The sequence below is a fragment of the Streptomyces sp. NPDC043908 genome (assembly GCF_056435525.1).
In genome coordinates this window covers 45129-64875 of record NZ_JBWKEI010000009.1, presented here as the reverse complement: position 1 = coordinate 64875, position 19747 = coordinate 45129, and the positions used below count along the sequence as shown (strand labels likewise).

The 19747-nt window shown below is 74.2% G+C and carries 18 protein-coding genes; 9 read left to right on the top strand and 9 right to left on the bottom strand.

The genetic code is table 11. From position 1 onward, the window contains the following. Window positions 1-12 precede the first annotated feature (12 nt). Window positions 13-1224 carry an acyl-CoA dehydrogenase family protein gene (locus AC069K_RS20590; protein WP_478618257.1) on the bottom strand — a complete coding sequence of 404 codons (1212 nt, stop codon included), beginning with the start codon at window positions 1222-1224 and terminating at the stop codon, window positions 13-15. Between the two features lie 153 nt (window positions 1225-1377). Here AC069K_RS20590 and AC069K_RS20585 point away from each other — a divergent pair, with 153 nt between their 5' ends. The 3 genes from AC069K_RS20585 to AC069K_RS20575 are packed head-to-tail and all read left to right on the top strand — an operon-like array spanning window position 1378 to window position 3904. Further along, entirely contained in the window at window positions 1378-2562 is a 1185-nt protein-coding gene (locus tag AC069K_RS20585; protein ID WP_478618254.1) for a thiolase C-terminal domain-containing protein, read from the top strand. A gap of 43 nt (window positions 2563-2605) precedes the next feature. Continuing rightward, complete coding sequence (locus AC069K_RS20580) at window positions 2606-3196, top strand: GNAT family N-acetyltransferase (RefSeq protein ID WP_478618251.1); 591 nt, start codon at window positions 2606-2608, stop codon at window positions 3194-3196. A 51-nt stretch (window positions 3197-3247) separates the two neighbouring features. Then, window positions 3248-3904, top strand: coding sequence for a pyridoxine/pyridoxamine 5'-phosphate oxidase (locus AC069K_RS20575; protein ID WP_478618248.1), 657 nt, complete (start codon window positions 3248-3250; stop codon window positions 3902-3904). 398 nt (window positions 3905-4302) lie between these two features. On the opposite strand, the gene AC069K_RS20570 is transcribed toward AC069K_RS20575, so the two are convergent. Continuing rightward, window positions 4303-4692, bottom strand: coding sequence for a Zn-ribbon domain-containing OB-fold protein (locus AC069K_RS20570; protein WP_478618245.1), 390 nt, complete (start codon window positions 4690-4692; stop codon window positions 4303-4305). Continuing rightward, on the bottom strand, window positions 4692-5141 hold the full coding sequence (locus tag AC069K_RS20565; RefSeq protein WP_365100231.1) for a DoxX family protein: 450 nt from the start codon (window positions 5139-5141) through the stop codon (window positions 4692-4694). The genes AC069K_RS20570 and AC069K_RS20565 overlap by 1 nt, the downstream gene beginning before the upstream one ends. 176 nt (window positions 5142-5317) lie before the next feature. Between AC069K_RS20565 and AC069K_RS20560 the strand changes: the two genes are divergently transcribed. From AC069K_RS20560 to AC069K_RS20545, 4 genes are all read left to right on the top strand, one after another. Beyond that, a complete protein-coding gene (locus AC069K_RS20560) occupies window positions 5318-6457 on the top strand; it encodes a flavin-containing monooxygenase (protein WP_478618241.1) in 1140 nt (379 codons plus the stop codon). Between the two features lie 277 nt (window positions 6458-6734). Continuing rightward, a complete protein-coding gene (locus tag AC069K_RS20555; RefSeq protein WP_365100228.1) occupies window positions 6735-8960 on the top strand; it encodes an acetate--CoA ligase family protein in 2226 nt (741 codons plus the stop codon). After that, window positions 8957-9769, top strand: a complete 813-nt coding sequence (locus AC069K_RS20550; RefSeq protein WP_478618237.1) for an enoyl-CoA hydratase/isomerase family protein — start codon at window positions 8957-8959, stop codon at window positions 9767-9769. The genes AC069K_RS20555 and AC069K_RS20550 overlap by 4 nt, the downstream gene beginning before the upstream one ends. A 56-nt stretch (window positions 9770-9825) precedes the next feature. Next, entirely contained in the window at window positions 9826-10422 is a 597-nt protein-coding gene (locus AC069K_RS20545; RefSeq protein WP_365100309.1) for a flavin reductase family protein, read from the top strand. Window positions 10423-10472: 50 nt separating this feature from the next. Here the strand turns inward: AC069K_RS20545 and AC069K_RS20540 are convergent, their stop codons facing one another. Continuing rightward, on the bottom strand, window positions 10473-11255 hold the full coding sequence (locus AC069K_RS20540) for a hypothetical protein (protein ID WP_478618235.1): 783 nt from the start codon (window positions 11253-11255) through the stop codon (window positions 10473-10475). A gap of 28 nt (window positions 11256-11283) precedes the next feature. Beyond that, the gene (locus tag AC069K_RS20535; RefSeq protein ID WP_478618232.1) at window positions 11284-12621 is read right to left on the bottom strand and encodes an MFS transporter; all 1338 of its coding nucleotides are present in this window, start codon (window positions 12619-12621) and stop codon (window positions 11284-11286) included. 85 nt (window positions 12622-12706) lie between these two features. Here AC069K_RS20535 and AC069K_RS20530 point away from each other — a divergent pair, with 85 nt between their 5' ends. Then, window positions 12707-13711 (top strand): GlxA family transcriptional regulator, encoded by a 1005-nt coding sequence (locus AC069K_RS20530; RefSeq protein WP_365100222.1) that lies wholly within the window; start codon window positions 12707-12709, stop codon window positions 13709-13711. Between the two features lie 41 nt (window positions 13712-13752). On the opposite strand, the gene AC069K_RS20525 is transcribed toward AC069K_RS20530, so the two are convergent. The 3 genes from AC069K_RS20525 to AC069K_RS20515 form a co-directional block, all read right to left on the bottom strand. Beyond that, window positions 13753-14802 carry a Zn-dependent alcohol dehydrogenase gene (locus tag AC069K_RS20525; protein WP_478618228.1) on the bottom strand — a complete coding sequence of 350 codons (1050 nt, stop codon included), beginning with the start codon at window positions 14800-14802 and terminating at the stop codon, window positions 13753-13755. Then, the gene (locus AC069K_RS20520; protein WP_478618225.1) at window positions 14799-15956 is read right to left on the bottom strand and encodes an acyl-CoA dehydrogenase family protein; all 1158 of its coding nucleotides are present in this window, start codon (window positions 15954-15956) and stop codon (window positions 14799-14801) included. Before AC069K_RS20520 ends, AC069K_RS20525 begins: the two co-directional genes overlap by 4 nt. A gap of 628 nt (window positions 15957-16584) precedes the next feature. Beyond that, window positions 16585-17529, bottom strand: a complete 945-nt coding sequence (locus AC069K_RS20515) for an SDR family oxidoreductase (protein ID WP_478618222.1) — start codon at window positions 17527-17529, stop codon at window positions 16585-16587. 85 nt (window positions 17530-17614) lie between these two features. Here AC069K_RS20515 and AC069K_RS20510 point away from each other — a divergent pair, with 85 nt between their 5' ends. Continuing rightward, on the top strand, window positions 17615-18571 hold the full coding sequence (locus AC069K_RS20510; protein WP_365100214.1) for a cyclase family protein: 957 nt from the start codon (window positions 17615-17617) through the stop codon (window positions 18569-18571). Window positions 18572-18931: 360 nt separating this feature from the next. Here AC069K_RS20510 and AC069K_RS20505 read toward each other — a convergent pair whose 3' ends face one another. Next, entirely contained in the window at window positions 18932-19423 is a 492-nt protein-coding gene (locus AC069K_RS20505) for an ATP-binding protein (RefSeq protein ID WP_478618217.1), read from the bottom strand. Window positions 19424-19747: the final 324 nt, after the last annotated feature.

The window sequence follows — 19747 nt, the reverse complement described above, 5'->3', positions numbered from 1 at the left end:
GCGGGACCCGGCTCACCGGACGCCCGCCCGCGCGCGCGGGGCGGCGGCGCCGTCCCCCGTACGCGAGGTGCGGAACAGCCCCGCCCGCTCGGCGGCCCGGGCGCGCAGTGCGGGGACGGGCCCGAAGAGCAGCTCGTCGGACGCGGCCCGCTTGAGGTACAGGTGCGCCTCGTGCTCCCAGGTGAACCCGATGCCGCCGTGCAGCTGGACGGCCTCGGCCGCGGTGCTCCGCAGCGCCTCCAGCGCCTGCGCGAGGGCGAGCCCCCCGGCGTCCGGGTCCCAGGCGGCGTAGTAGGCGGCGGAGCGGGCCGCGCTCACCTGTACGTAACGGTCCGCGAGCCGGTGCTTGACGGCCTGGAAGGACCCGATGGGCCGCCCGAACTGATGGCGCTCCTTGACGTACGCGACGGTCCGCTCCAGCGCGTGGTCGGCGGCGCCGACGGCTTCGGCGGCGAGGAGGGCCGCGGCGGTGCGTCCGGTGGCGGCGAGGGCCGGGAGCGGATCGCGGTCGCGGTCGCCGAGCAACTCGGCTTCCACGTCCCGCAGTTGCACGCGCCCCTGGGCGCGGGTCTCGTCGAGGGTGGTGTGGCGGGTCCGGCGGAGCCCGGCGGCGTCCCCCCGTACGAGGAAGAGGCGCAGGCGGCCGCGGGTGTAGCCGCCGGTGCGGGCGGGAACGAGGAGGAGCCCGGCGCGGTGGCCGTCCAGGACCTGGGCGGCCTCGCCGTACAGCCGCCAGCCCCCCTCGGCCTCCCGCGCCCGCACCCCTCCGGCGCGCCCGCCGCCCGCCCAGGCGCCGTCGGTGGCGTCGTCGGTGAGGCCGAGGGCCGGGGCGAGGGCGGGCCCCGGGACGGCGAGCGCGGCGGTCAGCTCGCCGCGGGCGAGGAGCGGGAGGTGGGCGCGCTTCTGCGGCTCCGTGCCGAGGGCGAGGAGGAGGGGGGCGGCGAGGGCCGCGGTGGCGAGGAGGGGGGAGGGCAGGAGGACGCGGCCGGTCTCCTCGGCGGCGAGGACGAGCTCGGCACCGGTACACCCGCCCCCGCCGTACGCCTCGGGCACCGCGACCCCCACCAGCCCCAGCTCCCCGGCGAGCCGCCGCCACAGGGCGCGGTCGTACCCGGCGGCGGTGAGGGCCGCGGCCTTCACGGCGTCGGGCCCGCAGCGCTTGGCGAGGAGGGTGCGGAGGGTGCGGCGGATCTCCTGCTGCTCGGGGGTGAGTTCGGGGTCCATGGGTGGGGTTTCTCCTCCCGGAGGGGCGGACGATACCGGGATCTGACGGTACATCAGTTCGTGCTGCGCGGGCCCCTTTTTGGGGGAGGTGAGCGGCGGGACTCCGGGCACAAGGCGGGCTGCCGACATGCAACCTGATGTACCGTCAGATTCATGTCGATGACCGCCCGCGCCCCTCGCCCCGTAGCCGTCGTCGGTGTCGCCCTCTCCGACACCGGGCGCGTCGACGGCCTCACCCCGTACGCCCTGCACGCCCAGGCCGCCCGGCGGGCGCTCGCCGACTCCGGGCTGGAGCGGGGGGTCGTCGACGGGTTCGGGTCCGCCGGTCTCGGGGTGCTCGCGCCGGTCGAGGTCGCCGAGTACCTGGGGCTCAGGCCCACCTGGGTCGACTCCACCTCGGTCGGCGGCGCCACCTGGGAGGTGATGGCCGCCCACGCCGTGGACGCCATCGCCGCCGGGCACGCCAACGCCGTTCTCCTCGTCTACGGCTCCACCGCCCGCGCCGACATCAGGGCCGGGCGACGGACCTCGAACCTGTCCTTCGGCGGGCGCGGGCCCCTCCAGTTCGAGGTGCCCTACGGCCACACGCTCGTCGCGAAGTACGCCATGGCCGCCCGCCGCCACATGCACCAGTACGGCACCACCCTGGAACAGCTCGCCGAGGTCGCCGTGCAGGCGCGCGCCAACGCCGCCACCAACCGCGACGCGATGTTCCGCGACCCGATCACCGTCGACGACGTCCTGGCGGGGCCGATGATCGCCGACCCCTTCACCAAGCTGCACTGCTGCATCCGCTCCGACGGCGGCTGCGCGGTGCTGCTCGCGGCGGCGGAGTACGTCCCCGACACCGTCAAGCCGCCCGTCTGGGTGCTGGGTTCGGGCACGGCCGTCTCGCACACCACCATGTCCGAGTGGGAGGACTTCACCGTCTCCCCGGCCGCCGTCTCCGGCCGGACCGCCTTCGAGCGCGCCGGAGTACGCCCCGCCGACATCGACCTCGCGGAGATCTACGACGCCTTCACGTACATGACCCTCGTCACCCTCGAAGACCTCGGGTTCTGCGCGAAGGGGGAAGGGGGCGCGTTCGTGGAGAAGGGGCGCCTGCTCACCGGGGGCGCGCTGCCCGTCAACACCGACGGCGGCGGGCTCTCCGCCTGCCATCCCGGGATGCGGGGGCTGTTCCTCCTGGTCGAGGCCGTACGGCAACTGCGCGGCGAGGCGGGGCCGGGGCAGGTCCGCAGGGCCGACGGCACGCTGCCCGAGCTGGCCGTCGCCTCGGGCACGGGGGGCTGGTTCTGCTCCTCGGGGACGGTGGTGCTGGGGCGGGAGCGGGGGTGAAATTCCGTGGCGACGCCGGTCCGGGCCGTCCCACAATCACCCCATGACCACCACCCCCGCCCCCTTCCTCACCACCGACCGCCTCCTCCTCCGCCCCTTCGCCGACACCCCCGCCGACCTCGACCTCGTCGTGGAGCTGGACAGCGACCCCGAGGTCATGCGGTACATCACCGGGGGCCGCCCCATGAGCCGCGAGGAGATCCGCGCCGAGTCGTTCGCGCGGATGCTGCCCGGGGGCTTCTGGGCGACGCATCTGCGCGACACGGGCGAGTTCGTCGGCTGGCACTGTCTGCGCCCCGGCCTCGACGCGCCCGCGGACCAGGCGGACCTCGGGTACCGGCTGCGGCGGGCGGCCTGGGGGAAGGGGTACGCGCGCGAGGGCGCGCTCGCCCTCATCGACAAGGGGTTCGGAGAGCTGGGGTACGCGCGGATCACCGCCAACACCATGTACGTGAACGACCGCTCGCGGCGGGTGATGGAGCGGTGCGGACTCACCTACGTACGGACGTACTTCGAGGAGTGGCCCTACTCCGTCGAGGGGGACGAGCACGGGGACGTCGAGTACGCCCTGACGCGGGAGGAGTGGCTCGCGGCGCGGGGCGGGGCCGGGGGCGCGGTCCCGGGGGCCGCCTGAGCGGCGGGGCGCGCCGGGGAGCGCGAGGGAGCGCCGGGTGACAATCGGCGCATGGAATTCCAGGAGTACCTGCACACCCTGCGCGTCTGGGACACCGAGCTGCCGCACTTCGCTCCGGGGGACGCGCCCGAGGAGCCCGTCGCGCTCTTCCAGGAGTGGCTGACGCACGCCGGCCGCGCCGGGCAGGCCGAGCCGCACACGATGTCGCTCGCGACCGTGGACGGGGAGGGGCGGCCGGACGTACGGACCGTGATGCTGCACGGGGCGGATGCGGCGGGGTGGTCGTTCGGGTCGCACTCCGGCAGCGCCAAGGGGCGGCAGCTGGCCGGCTGCCCGTCGGCGGCGCTCGGGTTCTACTGGCCCGCGGTGGGGCGGCAGGTCCGGGTGCGGGGGACGGTGGCCCCGGCCGGGGCCGAGGCGAGCCGGGCCGATCTCCACGCCCGGTCCACCGGGGCGCTGGCGGCGGCGCTGGTGGGCCGCCAGAGCGAAGTGCTGCCGTCCCTGGAGGAGCTGGCGGACGCCTCGGAACGGGCCTGGGCCCGCGCGGCGGCCGCGCCGGACACGGTGGTGCCGAGCTGGACGCTGTACGTCCTCGACCCCGTGGAGGTGGAGTTCTTCCAGGGGGACGCTTCGCGGCGGCATGTGCGGTTGCGGTACTCGCGGGGGCGGGCGGGGGGTGCTTGGGGGCGGGAGTTGCTCTGGCCGTAGGGGGTGCGGGGTGCGGGGTTCGCTTTGCCTGCGGGCCGGTGACGGGTTGCCCGCGCAGTTCCCCGCGCCCCTTATCGGGCCGGAACCTTGTCTGCAGGTCGTGGTGGGTTGCTCGCGCAGTTCCCCGCGCCCCTCAAGGGGGGGCGGCGTAGCCCTGACGTACGGCTCGGGGTGGTGTTTTCAGGGGCGCGGGGAACTGCGCGACCAGCCCACCACCGGACCGCAGACAAACTCCGGACCCTGAAGGGGCGCGGGGAACTGCGCGACCAGCCCACCACCGGACCGCAGACAAACTCCGGACCCTGAAGGGGCGCGGGGAACTGCGCGGGCAACCCACCACCGGGCCGCAGGCAAAGTCAGCCCGCACACCTCGTCCCGCACACCTCGTCCCGCACACCTCACCCCTCCGGGCGGAACACCGGCACCGCCACCCCGTCGCCCTCCCGGAACCCCACCCGTAACCGCATCCCCACCCGCAGCACAGCGCCCCCCACCACCTCCGTCATCATTCGCGGGCCCTCCTCCAGCGTCACCACCGCCGCCGTGTACGGCACCCGGTCCCCGAAGGGCGGCAGGTCGTTGCGGTGGACCACCGACCACGTGTACAGCGTGGCCCGGCCGCTCGCCCGTTCCCAGGTCACGTCCTCGCTCCAGCAGTACGGGCAGAACTCGCGCGGGTAGTGGTGCGCCCGCCCGCACGCCCCGCAGCGGCGGATCAGCAGATGCCCTGCCGCCGCCGCGTCCCAGTACGCGCGCGTGAACGCGTCCGTCTCCGGCGCCGAGCTCATCAGAACCACCCCAGCGCGTGGTCCAGGGACCACGTCTGCCACGCCATCGCGAACAGCGCCACCAGGGAGATCAGGGCCATCATCGCGTTCTGCCCCTGCTCGGCCCAGTCGTGGATCATCAGGACCAGGTAGAGCAGGTTGAGGAGCAGGCCGCCGACCAGCGCCACGGGGGTGAGCAGGCCCGCCACCAGGCCGAGGCCCAGGGCCAGTTCGGCGTAGACCACCACGTACGCCATCGTCCGGGGCCGGGGCTTCACCACGAGCGCGAAGCCGCTGCGGACCGCCTCCCAGCGGTGCTTCGCCGCCACGTCCGCCGCCCAGGCGATGCCCGTGCCGCGCTCGAACCAGCCCTTCTTGTCCTTGTGGCGCCAGCTCTCCAGCCACCACAGGCCGAGGCCGATCCGCAGGACGGCCACCCATTCGGCACCACTGAGCCAGATCGAGTCCATCCGCAGCCCCTTCCCCGCACACGCCGTCCGTCATCTGACGGTACGTCAGTTCAGCGGACGGAGGCGTCCCGCGCAAGGACTCCCGTCCCCGCGCACTCCGGAGCGTGATCGATTCGCAACCGATTCAGGTCTTGACCGAGACCCATCAAAGAGCCGCGTCGTTACGCTCGGTTTCCATGGCCACCAACGACCCCACCCGCCCCGTCTACGTCATCGGCGCCGGCCCCGGCGGGCTCGCCGTCGCCGCCGCGCTGCGCGGCCGGGGCGTACGGGCCGTCGTGCTGGAGAAGGCCGACGCCGTGGGGGACTCCTGGCGCCACCACTACGACCGGCTGCGGCTGCACACCACCCGGCGGCTGTCCGCGCTGCCGGGGCTCGCGATGCCCCGCTCGTTCGGGCGCTGGGTCGCCCGGGCCGACGTCGTGCGGTACCTGGAGAAGTACGCCGAGGTCCATGAGCTGGAGATCGTCACCGGCGTCGAGGTGTCCCGGATCGAACGCGCCGAGGACGGCGGCTGGCTGCTGCACGCCACCGGCGGGCGGCGGCTGACCGGCCGGGCGGTCGTGGTGGCGACCGGGTACAACCACACCCCGTACGTGCCCGAGTGGCCCGGCGCCGACACGTACACCGGCACCCTGCTGCACGCCGGTCAGTACCGGAACCCCGCGCCGTACGCCGGCCGGGACGTGCTCGTGGTGGGCGCCGGGAACACCGGCGCGGAGATCGCCGTCGACCTGGCCGAGGGCGGCGCCGGGCGGGTGCGGCTCGCCGTGCGCACCGCGCCGCACATCCTGCGCCGCTCCACCGCCGGCTGGCCCGCCCAGGCCTCCGGGATCCTGGTGCGGCGGCTGCCGGTCCCGCTGGTGGACCGGGCGGCCGGGGCGCTGGCCCGGCTCAGCGTGCCCGACCTGACCGCGAAGGGGCTGCCCCGGCCGGAGAAGGGCCTCTACGCGCGCGTGCGCGAAGGCGCCATCCCCGTACAGGACGTGGGGCTGATCGCGGCCGTGCGGGCGGGGCGGGTCGAACCGGTGGCGGCGGTCGAGTCGTTCGAGGGCGCCAAGGTCGTCCTGGCCGACGGCAGCCGGGTCTCGCCCGAGGCGGTCGTGGCGGCCACCGGCTACCGGCGGGCCCTGGAGGGCCTGGTCGGCCACCTCGGCGTGCTGGACGGGCGGGGCCGGCCGACCGTCCACGGCGGCCGTGCGGCGCCCGGCGCCCCCGGCCTCTACTTCACCGGGTTCACCAACCCCATCAGCGGCATGCTCCGCGAGCTGGGCATCGACGCCGGCAGGATCGCCAAGGCGGTCGCGCGCTCCTGAGAGCGGCACCCGGCCTCCGGCTCGCGCCCCCGCGACGTCCCCCGCGTACGCGGTAGTTGGCGCAATGGTGACGGGTAGGCGCCCTACGGGCGGGTACGGAAAACGTACTCGGCCGGACCTCCCGCGCGCCCAGGAGCCTTCGGTGAGCATGTGCCCGCACGGAGGTTCCTGACTGGTCGTCAGGTCTGTAATCTGACTGGGCGTCAGTTACCAGCCAGTTGCGTCACGGCAGATGCGCACGTGCCATGTTGGCCATCGACCAGGAGCGGGCGGAACGATGCTTGGATCGACTCACGGCACCCTCACGACCGACCTCCGCGCCCGGGTGGTGGCCTGCGGCGAGCAGCCCCGGCCCGGCACCGTCCACGGCACCGCCGCCACCGAGGGCGACCTGGACGTCAGCGGCCGACCCCTGTACGCGCCCGTGCCCGACCTCGACCGGTTCTTCCGGCCCGAGTCGCTGGCCGTCGTCGGCGCCTCCGACGCCGAGGGCCGCCCCAACACGGGGATCACCCGGCAGCTGATCGCCTGGGCCGAGCGCGTGGGCGCCCGCGTCCACCCGGTGCACCCGACCCGCGACTCCGTCTTCGGCCTGCCCTGCGCCGCCTCCGTCGCCGGGCTGCCGGAACAGGTGGATCTGGCCGTGCTCCTGGTGGGCGACCCGCTTCCGCTGATCGACGAACTGGCCGAGGCCAAGGTGAAGTTCGCCGTCGCCTTCGCGTCCGGCTTCGCCGAGACCGGCGAGGAGGGCGCCGCCGCCCAGGAGCGCCTGCGCGCCGCCGTGCGGCGCTCCGGGACGCGCCTGCTCGGCCCCAACACCAACCTCAACGCCTTCGAGCGCTTCCGGGACGACCTGGAGGGGCCCGCGATCGCCCTGATCACCCAGTCCGGCCACCAGGGCCGCCCGCTGTTCGCGATGCAGGAGCTCGGGGTGCGCCTCTCCCACTGGGCGCCCACCGGCAACGAGGCCGATCTGGAGTGCGCCGACTTCCTCGCGTACTTCGCGGAGCGCCCCGAGGTCGGAGCCATCGCCTGCTATCTGGAGGGGCTCAAGGACGGCCGCTCCTTCCTGCTCGCCGCCGACCGGGCGGCGCGGGCGCGCGTGCCGGTGGTGGCGGTCAAGGTCGGCCGCACCGAGACCGGGGCGCGCACCGCCGCCTCCCACACCGGCAAGCTGACCGGCGCGGACCAGGTGGTGGACGCGGCGATGCGGCAGTACGGGGTGATCCGCGTCGACGGGCTCGACGAGCTCCAGGACACCTCGGCCCTGCTGGCGCGGGCCCGTCCGCCGGTCGCCGAAGGGGTCGTCGTCTACTCGATCTCGGGCGGCACCGGCGCCCACTTCGCGGACCTGGCGACGGCCGCCGGACTCACCCTGCCCACGCTCTCCGAGGCCAAGCAGGCCGAGCTGCACACCTGGATACCGCCGTATCTGAACGTGGCCAACCCGGTCGACAACGGCGGCCACCCGGTGGGCGACTGGCGCGGCCGGAAGATCATCGACGCGCTCCTGGACGACCCGTCGGTGGGCGTGCTGATCTGCCCCATCACCGGACCGTTCCCGCCGATGAGCGACCGGCTCGCCCGGGACCTGGTGGAGGCCGCGGAGCACACCGACAAGCTGGTGTGCGTGGTGTGGGGCTCGCCGGTGGGCACCGAGGCCGCCTACCGCGAGACGCTGCTGGGCTCCTCGCGCGTCGCCACCTTCCGTACGTTCGGCAACTGCGTGGGCGCCGTCCGCGCCTACCTCTCCCACCACCGGTTCACCTCCTCCTACCGCTCCCCCTTCGACGAGGCGCCGCGCGTCCCCTCGCCCTCCTTCCGCAAGGCCCAGGCCCTGATGCGGCCGGGCCACCAGCTGAGCGAGCACGCCGCCAAGCAGCTGCTGCGGGCGTACGGGATCCGGGTGCCGCGCGAGCAGCTGGTGACCAGCGCGGCGGCGGCCGTGCGGGCGGCCGGCCAGGTCGGCTACCCGGTGGTCATGAAGGCCTCCGGCACCCGCCTCGCCCACAAGACCGAACTCGGCCTGGTGAAGGTCGGCCTGACCTCGGCCAGCCAGGTGCGCGACGCCTACCGCGAGCTGACCGACATCGCCCGGTACGAGGGGGTCGAGCTGGACGGCGTGCTGGTGTGCCAGATGGTCGCCCGGGGGGTCGAGATGGTCGTCGGCGTCACCCACGACGCGCTCTTCGGGCCGACCGTGACCGTCGGTCTGGGCGGCGTCCTGGTGGAGGTCCTGGGCGACGCGGCCGTGCGCGTACCCCCCTTCGGTGAGGAGCAGGCCCGCGCGATGCTCGGCGAGCTGCGCGGCCGGGCGCTCCTCGACGGCATACGCGGCGGGCCGCCGGTCGACGTGGACGCGCTGGTGGAGGTGGTGCTGCGGGTGCAGCGGATGGCCCTGGAGCTCGGCGGGGAACTCGCGGAGCTGGACATCAACCCGTTGATGGTCCTGCCGCGCGGGCAGGGGGCGGTGGCGCTGGACGCGCTGGTGGTGTGCTCATGAGCGGCGAGGACGCCCGCCCGCTCACCGAGACCGTCCGCCACACCACCGACGGCGGCGTCTCCTGGATCACGCTCGACCGGCCCGAGGCGATGAACGCCGTGACCTGGGAGCAGCGGGAGCGGATCATCGCGCTGCTCGGCGAGGCGAGCGCCGAGCCGGCCGTACGGGCCGTCGTGCTCACCGCCACCGGCAAGGGCTTCTGCGCCGGCGCCGACCTGCGGGGCGCGGTGGTGTCCGGCGAGCGGGTCGCCGGTGACGTGGCCCGCACCATCCGCCTGGGTGCCCAGCGGCTGGTGGGGGCCGTGCTCGACTGCGAGAAGCCGGTGATCGCGGCCGTCAACGGCACGGCGGCCGGGATCGGCGCGCATCTGGCGTTCGCCTGCGACCTGGTGCTGGCGGCGGAGTCGGCCCGCTTCATCGAGGTGTTCGTCCGGCGCGGCCTGGTCCCGGACGGCGGGGGCGCGTATCTGCTGCCCCGGCTGGTGGGGCCGCAGCGCGCCAAGGAGCTGATGTTCTTCGGGGACGCGGTGGCGGCGGCGGACGCCGAGCGGCTCGGCCTGGTCAACCGGGTGGTGCCGGACGACGATCTGCCCGCCCTGGCCCGGCAGTGGGCCCAGCGGCTCGCGGCCGGCCCGACCCGCTCGCTGGCGCTGGCGAAACAGCTGGTCAACGCCTCCCTGGACGGCGACCGCAGCAGCGCCTTCGCCGCCGAGGCGGCCGCCCAGGAGATCAACATGACCACCCGGGACGCCCAGGAGGGCGTGGCGAGCTTCGTGGAGCGCCGGACGCCGAAGTACCGGGGGCTGTGAGGGTTCCCATCTGACGACCCGTCAGGTTCAATGAGGGCGTGATGGGACACGAAGGGATGGCGGCGACCGTCGTCCGATACCTGCGGTCCGTCGGCGCGGTGGCCACGGCCCCCGCCGAGCCCGTCGAGGCCCTGCCCCGGCCCGACTTACGGGCGGTACGCGACGACGAGCGGCTGCCGTTCGACCCCGCCGAGTTCCGGGGCGTACTGGGCCACTTCGCCACCGGCGTCACGGTCGTCACCGCCCGCGACGAGAGCGGCCCGGCCGGCTTCGCCTGCCAGTCCTTCGCCTCGCTCTCCCTCGACCCGCCACTGGTCGCCTTCATGGTCGGCCGTACGTCGACGACCTGGCCGCGCATCGCCCGCGCGGGCACCTTCTGCGTGAACGTCCTGGGCGCCGCACAGGGCCCGCTGTGCCGGGCGTTCGCGGTGAGCGGCGCCGACAAGTTCGCGGGCGTGGACTTCGACGCGGCCCCCGCGACCGGCTCCCCGCGCCTGGCGGGCGTACCGGCGTGGGTGGACTGCCGCATCCAGAACGTGCACACCGGCGGCGACCACCTGATCGTGGTGGGCCGCGTGGAGGCGCTCGGCGGGACGGCGGAGGGCGAGCCGCTGCTGTTCCACCGGGGCCGGTTCGGGCGCTTCACCGCCTGAGCGCCTGTCTTCGAGGGCGGCGCCCCCATACGCGCTCACGCCCCGCGCACTCACCAGCTCTGCTCGACCACCCGGCCGCCGCTGCGGGTCTCGATCCGCAGCTTGCCCTTGTCCCCGTACGCCTCGTGGCGCCAGGCGGCGAACACCTCGGCGATCCGGCGGCCCTCGAAGTCGTCGGCACCGGACGGGATGAAGTTCACCGTCACGAGCGCCTTGACCGAGTCGCCCTCCTGCCGGAGCCGGGCGGCCACCAGGAAGGGCCACAGGCCGTCGTCGGCCTTGGTGAGGTGCTGGGCGTAGTAGTCGGTGAACTCCTGGGTCATGTCGAACCACCCGGCGGGCAGACAGGGCGGGGCGGTGCCCTCGGTGGGCGGCCCGGCGTCACCGGCGTCGTCGTCGGTGGTCTCGTCGGTGGTCTCGTCAGTCGTCTCGTCGGTCGTCTCATCGGTGGGAGGTTCCGGGGCGCCGGTGTCCTCGTCCGTGGGGGGCTCGGCGCTGCCGGAGGCCTCGTCGGTGGTCTCGTCCGCGGTCTCGTCCGTGGACGGCCCGGAGGATCCGGCACCGTCACCGGTCGTCGCGTCCCCGGTCGTCCCGTCGACGGCCGGGCCCGACGTCCCGCCCGACGCGTCCTCCGACGTCTCGTCCACACCCCCGCCCGACGGCGTGTCCTGCGTCGTCTCGTCCGGCGGGCACGGCTGCTTCTCGGCGGCGAGCGACGGCCGCGACGAGGGCCGCTCGCCCGCCGCGCTCCCCGCCCTCTCGGTCCCGCATCCGGCCAGCACGGCGCAGAGCAGCCCCGCCACCACCACGCCCGGCCTGTTCATCGGCTTCATCCGGCCCCCCTCCCCCAGGGAGAGGGGATCACGCGGCCGCCGGTTCCGCCGACGGCGTGGCGGCGGCGCCGGATCCGGTGCGGCGGATCACCAGGGCCATCAGCGCGGCCACCGCGCACAGCGTGCCCGAGCCGTACCAGACCATGTCGTACGAGCCGAAGGCGTCGCGCGCGAGACCCCCGAGGAAGGCGACGACGGCCGCGCCCACCTGGTGCGAGGCGAGCACCCAGCCGAAGACGATGGCGCTGTCCTCGCCGTAGTGCTCGCGGCACAGCGCGAGGGTGGGCGGGACGGTGGCCACCCAGTCCAGGCCGTAGAAGACGATGAAGAACAGCATCGGCGGGTGGATGGAGGGCGCGAGCAGCATCGGCAGGAAGAGCAGCGAGATGCCGCGCAGCGCGTAGTACGTGGCGAGCAGCCGGCGCGACTCGAAGCGGTCGGTGAGCCAGCCCGAGAAGATCGTGCCGGCCACGTCGAAGACGCCGATGACCGCGAGCAGCCCGGCGGCGGCCGTCACCGGCATGCCGTGGTCGTGCGCGGCGGGCACGAAGTGCGTCTGGATGAGGCCGTTGGTGGAGGCGCCGCAGATCGCGAAGGTGCCGGCGAGCAGCCAGAACGGGCCGGTGCGCACGGCCGAGAGCAGCACCTTCACCGCGCGCCCCGCGGCGCCCGGCACGGGGGCGGGCTTCTCCACGTACGTGTCCGAGCCGTACGGGGCGAGTCCCGAGTCCGCCGGGTGGTCGCGGAGCAGCAGCCACACGAACGGCACCACCGCGAGCGCGGCGAGCGCGACCGTGACGGCGGCCGGACGCCACCCGTGGTGCTCCACCAGCCACGAAAGGAGCGGCAGGAAGATCAGCTGCCCGGAGGCGGACGCGGCGGTGAGGATGCCGGTGACCAGGCCGCGCCGGGCGGTGAACCAGCGGTTGGTGACGGTCGCGGCGAACGCCAGCGCCATCGACCCGCTGCCCAGTCCCACGAGCAGACCCCAGCAGAGCATCAGCTGCCAGGCGGCGTCCATGAAGACGGTGAGCCCGGCGCCGGTGGCGATCACGGTCAGCGCCGCGGCCACGACCCGGCGGATGCCGAACCGGTCCATCAGCGCGGCGGCGAAGGGCGCGGTGAGCCCGTACAGCGCGAGGTTCACCGAGACCGCCGCCCCGATCGTGCCGCGCGACCAGCCGAACTCCTCGTGCAGCGGGTCGATGAGCAGCCCCGGCAGCGACCGGAAGGCGGCCGCGCCGATGATCGTCACGAAGGTGACGGCGGCGACGAACCAGGCACGGTGGATGCGGCGGCGGGGTCCGGGCCGCGGGGCGGGGGCCGTCTGAGCGCCGGGGGCGACGGCGTCGGTTGTCTGGGACATGGCCACAGCCTGGCGTGGTGGCCCGGTCCGTACGAGTGGCTGGATAGCCATGGTTCGCAGGGATCGGGCCACGTAGACTCGCGCCATGACTCCGGCCGCCCCCCACCGCGTCGTCGTCCTCGCCCTCGACGGCATCCTCCCGTTCGAGCTCGGCATCCCCCAGCGGATCTTCGGGCTGGCGCGCGGCGCGGGCGGGGAGCGCGGGCCGCTGTACTCCGTCACCACCTGCTCGGTGCGCGCGCCCGGCCCCGTGCGGACCGACGCCGACTTCGCCGTGCTGGTGGAGAACGGACCCGAGGCGCTGGCGCACGCGGACACCGTGGTCGTGCCCGCCTCGCACGAGCTGGGGCCGGTCTACGAGGAGGGCGTGCTCACCGACGAGCTCGCGCGCGCCTTCGCCCACGTACGGCCCGGTACGCGCATGGTCTCCATCTGCACCGGCAGCTACGTCCTGGCCGCCGCCGGGTACCTCGACGGGCGGCCCGCCACCACCCACTGGCGGCACGCCGAGCACTTCCAGCGCCTCTTCCCGTCCGTCGCCGTCGACCCGGACGTGCTGTTCATCGACAACGGCGACGTGCTGACCTCGGCCGGGGTCGCCGCCGGGATCGACCTGTGCCTGCACCTGGTGCGGCGCGACCACGGATCGGCGGTCGCCAACGACGTGGCCCGGCGGACCGTGGTGCCGCCGCACCGGGAGGGCGGGCAGGCCCAGTACATCGAACGGCCGCTGCCGCGGCCCCAGGTGGCGACGACCACCGGCGCCCGCGCCTGGGCGCTTGGCCGCCTCGACGAGCCGATCCAGCTGCGGGACATGGCGGAGCAGGAGGCGATGTCGGTACGGACGTTCACGCGCCGGTTCCGTGAGGAGACGGGGATGAGCCCCGGCCAGTGGCTCACCCAGCAGCGCGTCGAGCGGGCCCGGTACCTGCTGGAGTCGAGCGACCTGTCCGTCGACCGGATAGCGCGGGCCGCCGGGTTCGGCACGGCGACCTCGCTGCGCCAGCACCTCCAGGCCGCGCTCGGCGTCCCGCCGACCGTCTACCGGCGCACCTTCCGCGCCGCCGGCCGCGACCGCGTGGAGGACTGAGCGCCGGCCGGGCCCTTCCCACGCCGGCCCCGCCGGACGGCTCAGAAGGTCAGCACCCCGCGCGCCACCCTCCCCTGCCGCGCGTCCTCCACCGCCTTGGCGAAGTCCTCCACCGGGTACGTCTCGGTCACCAGCTCGTCGAGGAGCAGGGCGCCCGTGCGGTACAGCTCGGCGTAGCGGGGGATGTCGTACTGGGGGCGTGAACTGCCGTACCGGCAGCCGAGGATGGACTTGTCCAGGAACATCGCGGCGGGTGCGAACGTCGCCTCCGCCGTCGGCGCGGGCATCCCGAGCAGGACCGCCTGGCCGTGCCGGTCGAGCAGGTCGACGGCCCGGCGGACGAGCCCGACGTGGCCGACGCACTCGAAGACGTGGTCGGCGCCGGTCTCCAGGACCTCCCGTACACCGTCCACCGAGGTCAGGAAGTGGGTGGCGCCGAACCGCCGCGCGGCGGCCTCCTTCGCCGGGTTGCTGTCGACGGCGACGACCGTGCGCGCGCCCGCGATCCGGGCGCCCTGGAGGACGTTGAGGCCGATGCCGCCGGTGCCGATGACGACGACGGTGTCACCCCGGTCCACGCGGGCGCGGTTCAGTACGGCGCCGACGCCGGTCAGGACCGCGCAGCCGATGAGGGCCGCGGAGGTGAACGGCAGGTCGGCGGGGATCCCGACCGCCTGGACGGCCTTGACCACCGTGCGTTCGGCGAAGGCGGAGTTGGCGGCGAACTGGTGGACCGGCGCGCCGCCGCGCGAGAACGGCCGCCCCGGACGCCCGATCGCCCGGCGGCACATGGTGGGCCGCCCCCGGTCGCAGTCGGCGCACGCCCCGCAGTTGGCGAGGGTGGAGAGCGCCACGTGGTCGCCGGGGGCGACATGGGCGACCCCCTCCCCGACGGCCTCGACGACGCCCGCGCCCTCGTGGCCGAGCACCACGGGCACGGGGAAGGGGATGGTGCCGTCGATGACGGAGAGGTCGGAGTGGCACAGGCCCGCCGCGGCGATCGCGACCCGGACCTCGCCGGGCCCCGGGTCGCGTACCTCCAGGTCGTCCACCACCTGCGCGTGCGTACCGTCGAACAGGACACCTCTCACTGGCCCCGTGCCTCCTTCGGCAGGCCGAGCACGCGCTCGGCGATGATGGTGCGCTGGATCTCGTCCGAGCCGCCGTAGACGGTGTCGGCGCGGGAGAAGAGGAACAGCCGCTGGAGCGCGTCGAGCCGGTACGGCTCCCGCTCGCTCCACTCGTCCGGCCCGACCGTGCCGGCCGCCCCCCGCACGGCCAGGGCGAGTTCGCCGAGGCGCTGGTGCCAGCCGCCCCACAGGAGCTTGGCGACGCTGGGGGCGGCGGGGTCGGAGCCGCCCAGGGTGCGCAGGGCGTTCCAGCGCATGGTGCGCAGCTCGGCCCAGAGCCGGACGACCCGGTCCCGCACAAGCGGATCGTCCGCCGACCCCCCTTCGGCCGCCTGCCGTACGACCTCCGCCAGCTCCTCCTCGAACCCGATCTGCTGGGCGAGGGTGGAGACCCCGCGCTCGGCGGCGAGCAGGTCCATGGCGACGCGCCAGCCGTTGCCCTCGCCGCCGACGAGGTGGCCGGGGTGGGCGCGGGCGCCGTCGAAGAAGACCTCGTTGAACTCACTGGTCCCCGTCAGCTGCCGGATCGGCCGGACCTCGACGCGGCCGGCCGGCTGGTCCATGGGGACGAGGAGGAAGGAGAGGCCGTGGTGGCGGTGCGAGCCGGGTTCGGTACGGGCCAGCACGAAGCACCAGTCGGCCTCGTGGGCGTGCGAGGTCCAGATCTTCTGTCCGGTGACGCGGTACGCGCCCGTCGGGTCGCCCGGGTCGCGTACGGCGGTGGTGCGCACGGCCGCGAGGTCCGATCCGGCGCCGGGTTCGCTGTAGCCCTGGCACCAGATCTCCTCCCCGCGGGCGATCGGCGGCAGGAAGCGGTCGCGTTGGGCGGGGGTGCCGTGGGCGAGGAGGGTGGGGGCGAGGAGGTTCTCCCCGATGTGGCCGAGGCGGGGCGGGGTGCCGGGGTGGCGGGCGTACTCCTCGGCCCAGACGACCTGCTGCGTGAGCGTCGCCGCCCGGTTCCCGTACGGCGTGTCCCCCCACCCGAGCCCGATCCACCCCCCGGCACCGAGCTCCCGCTCCCACTGGCGTGGGGTGCCGTGGGGCGGGTGGGCGTCGAGCCAGGTGCGGGCGGTGTGGCGGAAGGCTTCGTCGGCGGGGGTGTAGCCGAAGTCCATGGGGTCTCTTCTCTGCCCGGTCTTTGTCTGCGGGCGGTGGGTGGCCGGTCGCGCAGTTCCCCGCGCCCCCAACCCCGCTTTCGTCTGCGGACCTTGGAGGCTTACTCGCGCAGTTCCCCGCGCCCCTAGGGGGGTTGGGGGCTCGCGGGGCGGGATGTTGACCCGGGGGGTCCGTGTTCGTCTGCGGACCGTGGCGGGTTGCTCGCGCAGTTCCCCGCGCCCCTGGGGGGTGGGGGGCGCGGGGAACCGCGCGCTCAGCCACAGACAACCCGCGGATGACCACCGGCCTTCAAGGGGCACGAGCAACCCAAGACGCCCCGCACACGAGTCCCGACCCCTTAAGGGGCGGGGGGAACTGCGCGAGCAACCACCCACCGCCCGCAGACGAAGTCCGGCCCCTTAAGGGGCGCGGGGAACGGCGCGACCAGTCGCCCACCAGCCCGCAGACGAAAACCAAGCCCTGAAGGGGCGCGGGGAACTGCGCGAGCAACCACCCAGCGCCCGCAGACGAAGTCCGGCCCTTTAAGGGGCGCGGGGAACTGCGCGGCCAGCCGGCCACCGGCCCGCAGATGGGCGCTGAGCGGGAGTGGGGGCGGGCCATAGGCGCGGCGGAGGGGCCGGGGACGTTTCATCGGGCATTCTCCGCCCCGGGCGACGCCCCCGCGTTGGGGCGGGCCCCAGAGACCGCCGCCCGCCCCATCTCCCCCACCCGCTCCAGCAACGGCATCGGATCCACCCCCACACCCCCCGGCAGGAACTCCGCGATCCGCTCCGGGGTCCACCCGCCCCCGGCGACGTACCCCGCCCGCAGCTCCCTCGGCTGCGCCCACACCGCGATCTTCGGTCCGGCCACCGTGTACACCTGCCCGGTGACCCCCGCCTCGCGGGCCCGGTCGCTCAGGAGGTACACCACGAACGCCGCCACGTCCTCCGGCTCGCCGATCTCCGTCAGCTCCATGGGCACGTTGGCGGACATCCGGGTCCGCGCCACGGGCGCGACCGCGTTGGCGGTGACGCCGTACTTGTGCAGGCCGAGCGCCGCGCTGCGGACCAGGGAGATCACTCCGCCCTTGGCCGCGCTGTAGTTGGCCTGCGCCACACTGCCCTGGTGGTTGCCGCTGGTGAACCCGATCAGCGTGCCGGTGCCCTGCTGGCGCATCACCGCCGAGGCCGCCCGGAACACGGTGAAGGTGCCCTTGAGGTGGGTGGCCACCACCGGGTCCCACTCCTCCTCCGTCATGTTGAAGAGCATCCGCTCGCGCAGGATGCCCGCCACGCACACCACTCCGTCCACCCGGCCCCACCGGGTGAGCGCGGTGTCGACGATCCGCTGGCCACCCTCCATGGTCGAGACGTCGTCGGCGACGGCCACCGCCTCGCCGCCCGCCGCCTCGATCTCCTTGACCACCGCGTCCGCGATCTCGCTGCTGGGCGAGGCGCCGTCGACGGAGACGCCGTAGTCGTTGACGACGACCCTGGCGCCCTGCGCCGCCGCCGCGAGCGCCACCGCGCGGCCGATACCGCGCCCCGCGCCGGTCACGGCGACCACTTTGCCTGCCAAGAAGTTCCCCACGCCGGCCCCTTCCCGCGGTTTCTGACGGACCGTTAGATTTTAGGGCCCGGCAGGCACCGGAAGACAAGACCCAGGGAGGGCCCACATGTCCGCGACGTCCGCCGCGTCCACCGCGTCCGCGCTGCCGCCCGAGTTCCACGAGATCGCCAAGCGCGTGAACAACTGGGGGCGTTGGGGCCGCGACGACGAGATCGGGACGCTCAACCTCGTCACCGACGAGGTGGTGCGGGAGGCCGCCGCCACCGTCCGCACCGGCCGCCGCGTCCCGCTCGCACTCCCCCTGGAGCAGAACGGCGTCCAGACCGGCCTGATCCCCGGCCGGGTCAACCCGCTGCACACCATGGTGCAGATCAACCAGGAGATCTTCGGCCCGGGCACGGTCGCCACCAGCGACGACGCCGTGACGTTCGGACTCCAGGCCGCCACCCACTGGGACGCGCTGACCCATGTCTCGCACTCCGGCCGCCTCTACAACGGCCGCCCCGCCACCACCATCACCGCGCACGGCGGCGCCGAGTTCAGCGGTATCGACAAGCCCCGCCACCTCGTGTCGCGCGGCGTCCTGCTGGACGTGGCGCGCGTCCACGGCGTGGACCGGCTGCCCGGCGGGCACGCGGTCACCCCGGAGGACCTGTCGGCCGCCGAGGAGCTGGGCCGGGTCACCGTCCGCGCGGGCGACATCGTGCTCGTACGGACGGGACAGGTCCAGCTCTGCCTCGCCGGCGACAGGCACGGGTACGGCTTTCCCTCGCCGGGCCTGTCGCTGCGTACTCCGGAGTGGTTCCACGCGCGTGACGTCGCTGCCGTCGCCAACGACACCCTGACCTTCGAGATCTTCCCGCCGGAGATCGAGGGCCTGTGGCTCGGGGTGCACGCGCTCGATCTGGTCGAGATGGGGATGCTCCAGGGCCAGAACTGGAATCTGGAGGAGTTGTCCACAGCCTGTGCGCAGGAGCGGCGGTACGCGTTCTGGCTGTCGGCGATGCCCGAGCCGTTCGTGGGGGCCACCGGGACCCCGGTCGCGCCGGTCGCCGTGCTGTAGCGCCATTTCCGTAGCGCCATTGTCGTAGTGCCGTCGCCGTGGCGCCGCGCCGGGGCGTACGAGGAGTCCGCGCCCCGGGCCTGTCGCCCTGTCACGGGTGGCGGCGCGTCATGCGCACCCCGAGCACGGCACGGCGGCCGCCACCCGGCCACGGCGTGCTCGCCCTGCTCCCGATGCCCTGAAGGAGCCTTGCCCTGAGCCCACGCCGGGCCACGACCCGCACTCGCCGAGGAGAACCAGGACCGGCCCAGGACGGACCAGGGGCCGGTCCGCGCCCTCGGCGTCCCCTCGCGACGAATCGCTCATCCAAGGGTGATCAGACCGCCACGGCGCGTCAACACCTAGTGAAAGCTTTGCCCTTTACGCCCGATTTGTGACAGCGCACGACGGCTCATACGCGCCCGGCTCGAACGCCCCGCCCATACGCTCCGGCGCGCCCCCGTCGCAGCAGCGGTCCACCTCGCACCAGATCGACTTGCCCGCGCCCTCGGCCTGCCAGCCCCAGCGGTCGGCGAGGCCGTCGACCAGCTCCAGGCCCCGGCCGTTGGTGTCGTCCCCGTCCGCGTGGCGCGGCCTGGGGGCGCACGCGCTGCTGTCGGCCACCTCGACCCGGACCGTGCCGCCGTCGTCCGGCCCGTCGACGGGACCGAAGAGCATCCGCAGCACGGCCGGGCAGCCGGTGTGCACCACCGCGTTGGTCACGAGCTCGGAGATCAGCAGGATCAGGGTCTCGGCGAGCGGCTCGTCGAGCCGTATCCCGCACCCGGCCAGCCGCGAGCGAGCCCATCTGCGAGCGCGTCCCACCTCGGCGGGGTCGGCTCCGACCTCCAACTGAACCTGAAGCACCTGCACCGCTCACACCATCCGAACCGGCGGACACATCGCCTCGCGCCTCGACAAGCTCACGGAACGTGATTTCCTTACGAGACAGCATGGTTGACGTACAGTCACCGCAACAAGCGCTTCAGGCATATTCCAGCGCGAAGGAGTACGCGTGGTGCATACTGTGCGACGCACATTGCGGGGGGTCGAACAGGGGCGCGCGGGATGCCTGGGGGATCGCACTCCACGGAGGTTACCCGAGGGCGGCCCCGACTCCGGGGTGTGACGAGTCCTTCGAAGGACACAACCCGGTATCGACGCACGGTGACGCTTCATCACGCTCCGGCCAACGCC

Excerpts from the sequence above, each read along its gene's own strand:
- AC069K_RS20590 (WP_478618257.1), bottom strand. The coding sequence starts at position 1,224 with ATGGACCCCGAACTCACCCCCGAGCAGCAGGAGATCCGCCGCACCCTC.
- AC069K_RS20585 (WP_478618254.1), top strand. The coding sequence starts at position 1,378 with ATGTCGATGACCGCCCGCGCCCCTCGCCCCGTAGCCGTCGTCGGTGTC.
- AC069K_RS20580 (WP_478618251.1), top strand. The coding sequence starts at position 2,606 with ATGACCACCACCCCCGCCCCCTTCCTCACCACCGACCGCCTCCTCCTC.
- AC069K_RS20575 (WP_478618248.1), top strand. The coding sequence starts at position 3,248 with ATGGAATTCCAGGAGTACCTGCACACCCTGCGCGTCTGGGACACCGAG.
- AC069K_RS20570 (WP_478618245.1), bottom strand. The coding sequence starts at position 4,692 with ATGAGCTCGGCGCCGGAGACGGACGCGTTCACGCGCGCGTACTGGGAC.
- AC069K_RS20565 (WP_365100231.1), bottom strand. The coding sequence starts at position 5,141 with ATGGACTCGATCTGGCTCAGTGGTGCCGAATGGGTGGCCGTCCTGCGG.
- AC069K_RS20560 (WP_478618241.1), top strand. The coding sequence starts at position 5,318 with ATGGCCACCAACGACCCCACCCGCCCCGTCTACGTCATCGGCGCCGGC.
- AC069K_RS20555 (WP_365100228.1), top strand. The coding sequence starts at position 6,735 with ATGCTTGGATCGACTCACGGCACCCTCACGACCGACCTCCGCGCCCGG.
- AC069K_RS20550 (WP_478618237.1), top strand. The coding sequence starts at position 8,957 with ATGAGCGGCGAGGACGCCCGCCCGCTCACCGAGACCGTCCGCCACACC.
- AC069K_RS20545 (WP_365100309.1), top strand. The coding sequence starts at position 9,826 with ATGGCGGCGACCGTCGTCCGATACCTGCGGTCCGTCGGCGCGGTGGCC.
- AC069K_RS20540 (WP_478618235.1), bottom strand. The coding sequence starts at position 11,255 with ATGAAGCCGATGAACAGGCCGGGCGTGGTGGTGGCGGGGCTGCTCTGC.
- AC069K_RS20535 (WP_478618232.1), bottom strand. The coding sequence starts at position 12,621 with ATGTCCCAGACAACCGACGCCGTCGCCCCCGGCGCTCAGACGGCCCCC.
- AC069K_RS20530 (WP_365100222.1), top strand. The coding sequence starts at position 12,707 with ATGACTCCGGCCGCCCCCCACCGCGTCGTCGTCCTCGCCCTCGACGGC.
- AC069K_RS20520 (WP_478618225.1), bottom strand. The coding sequence starts at position 15,956 with ATGGACTTCGGCTACACCCCCGCCGACGAAGCCTTCCGCCACACCGCC.
- AC069K_RS20510 (WP_365100214.1), top strand. The coding sequence starts at position 17,615 with ATGTCCGCGACGTCCGCCGCGTCCACCGCGTCCGCGCTGCCGCCCGAG.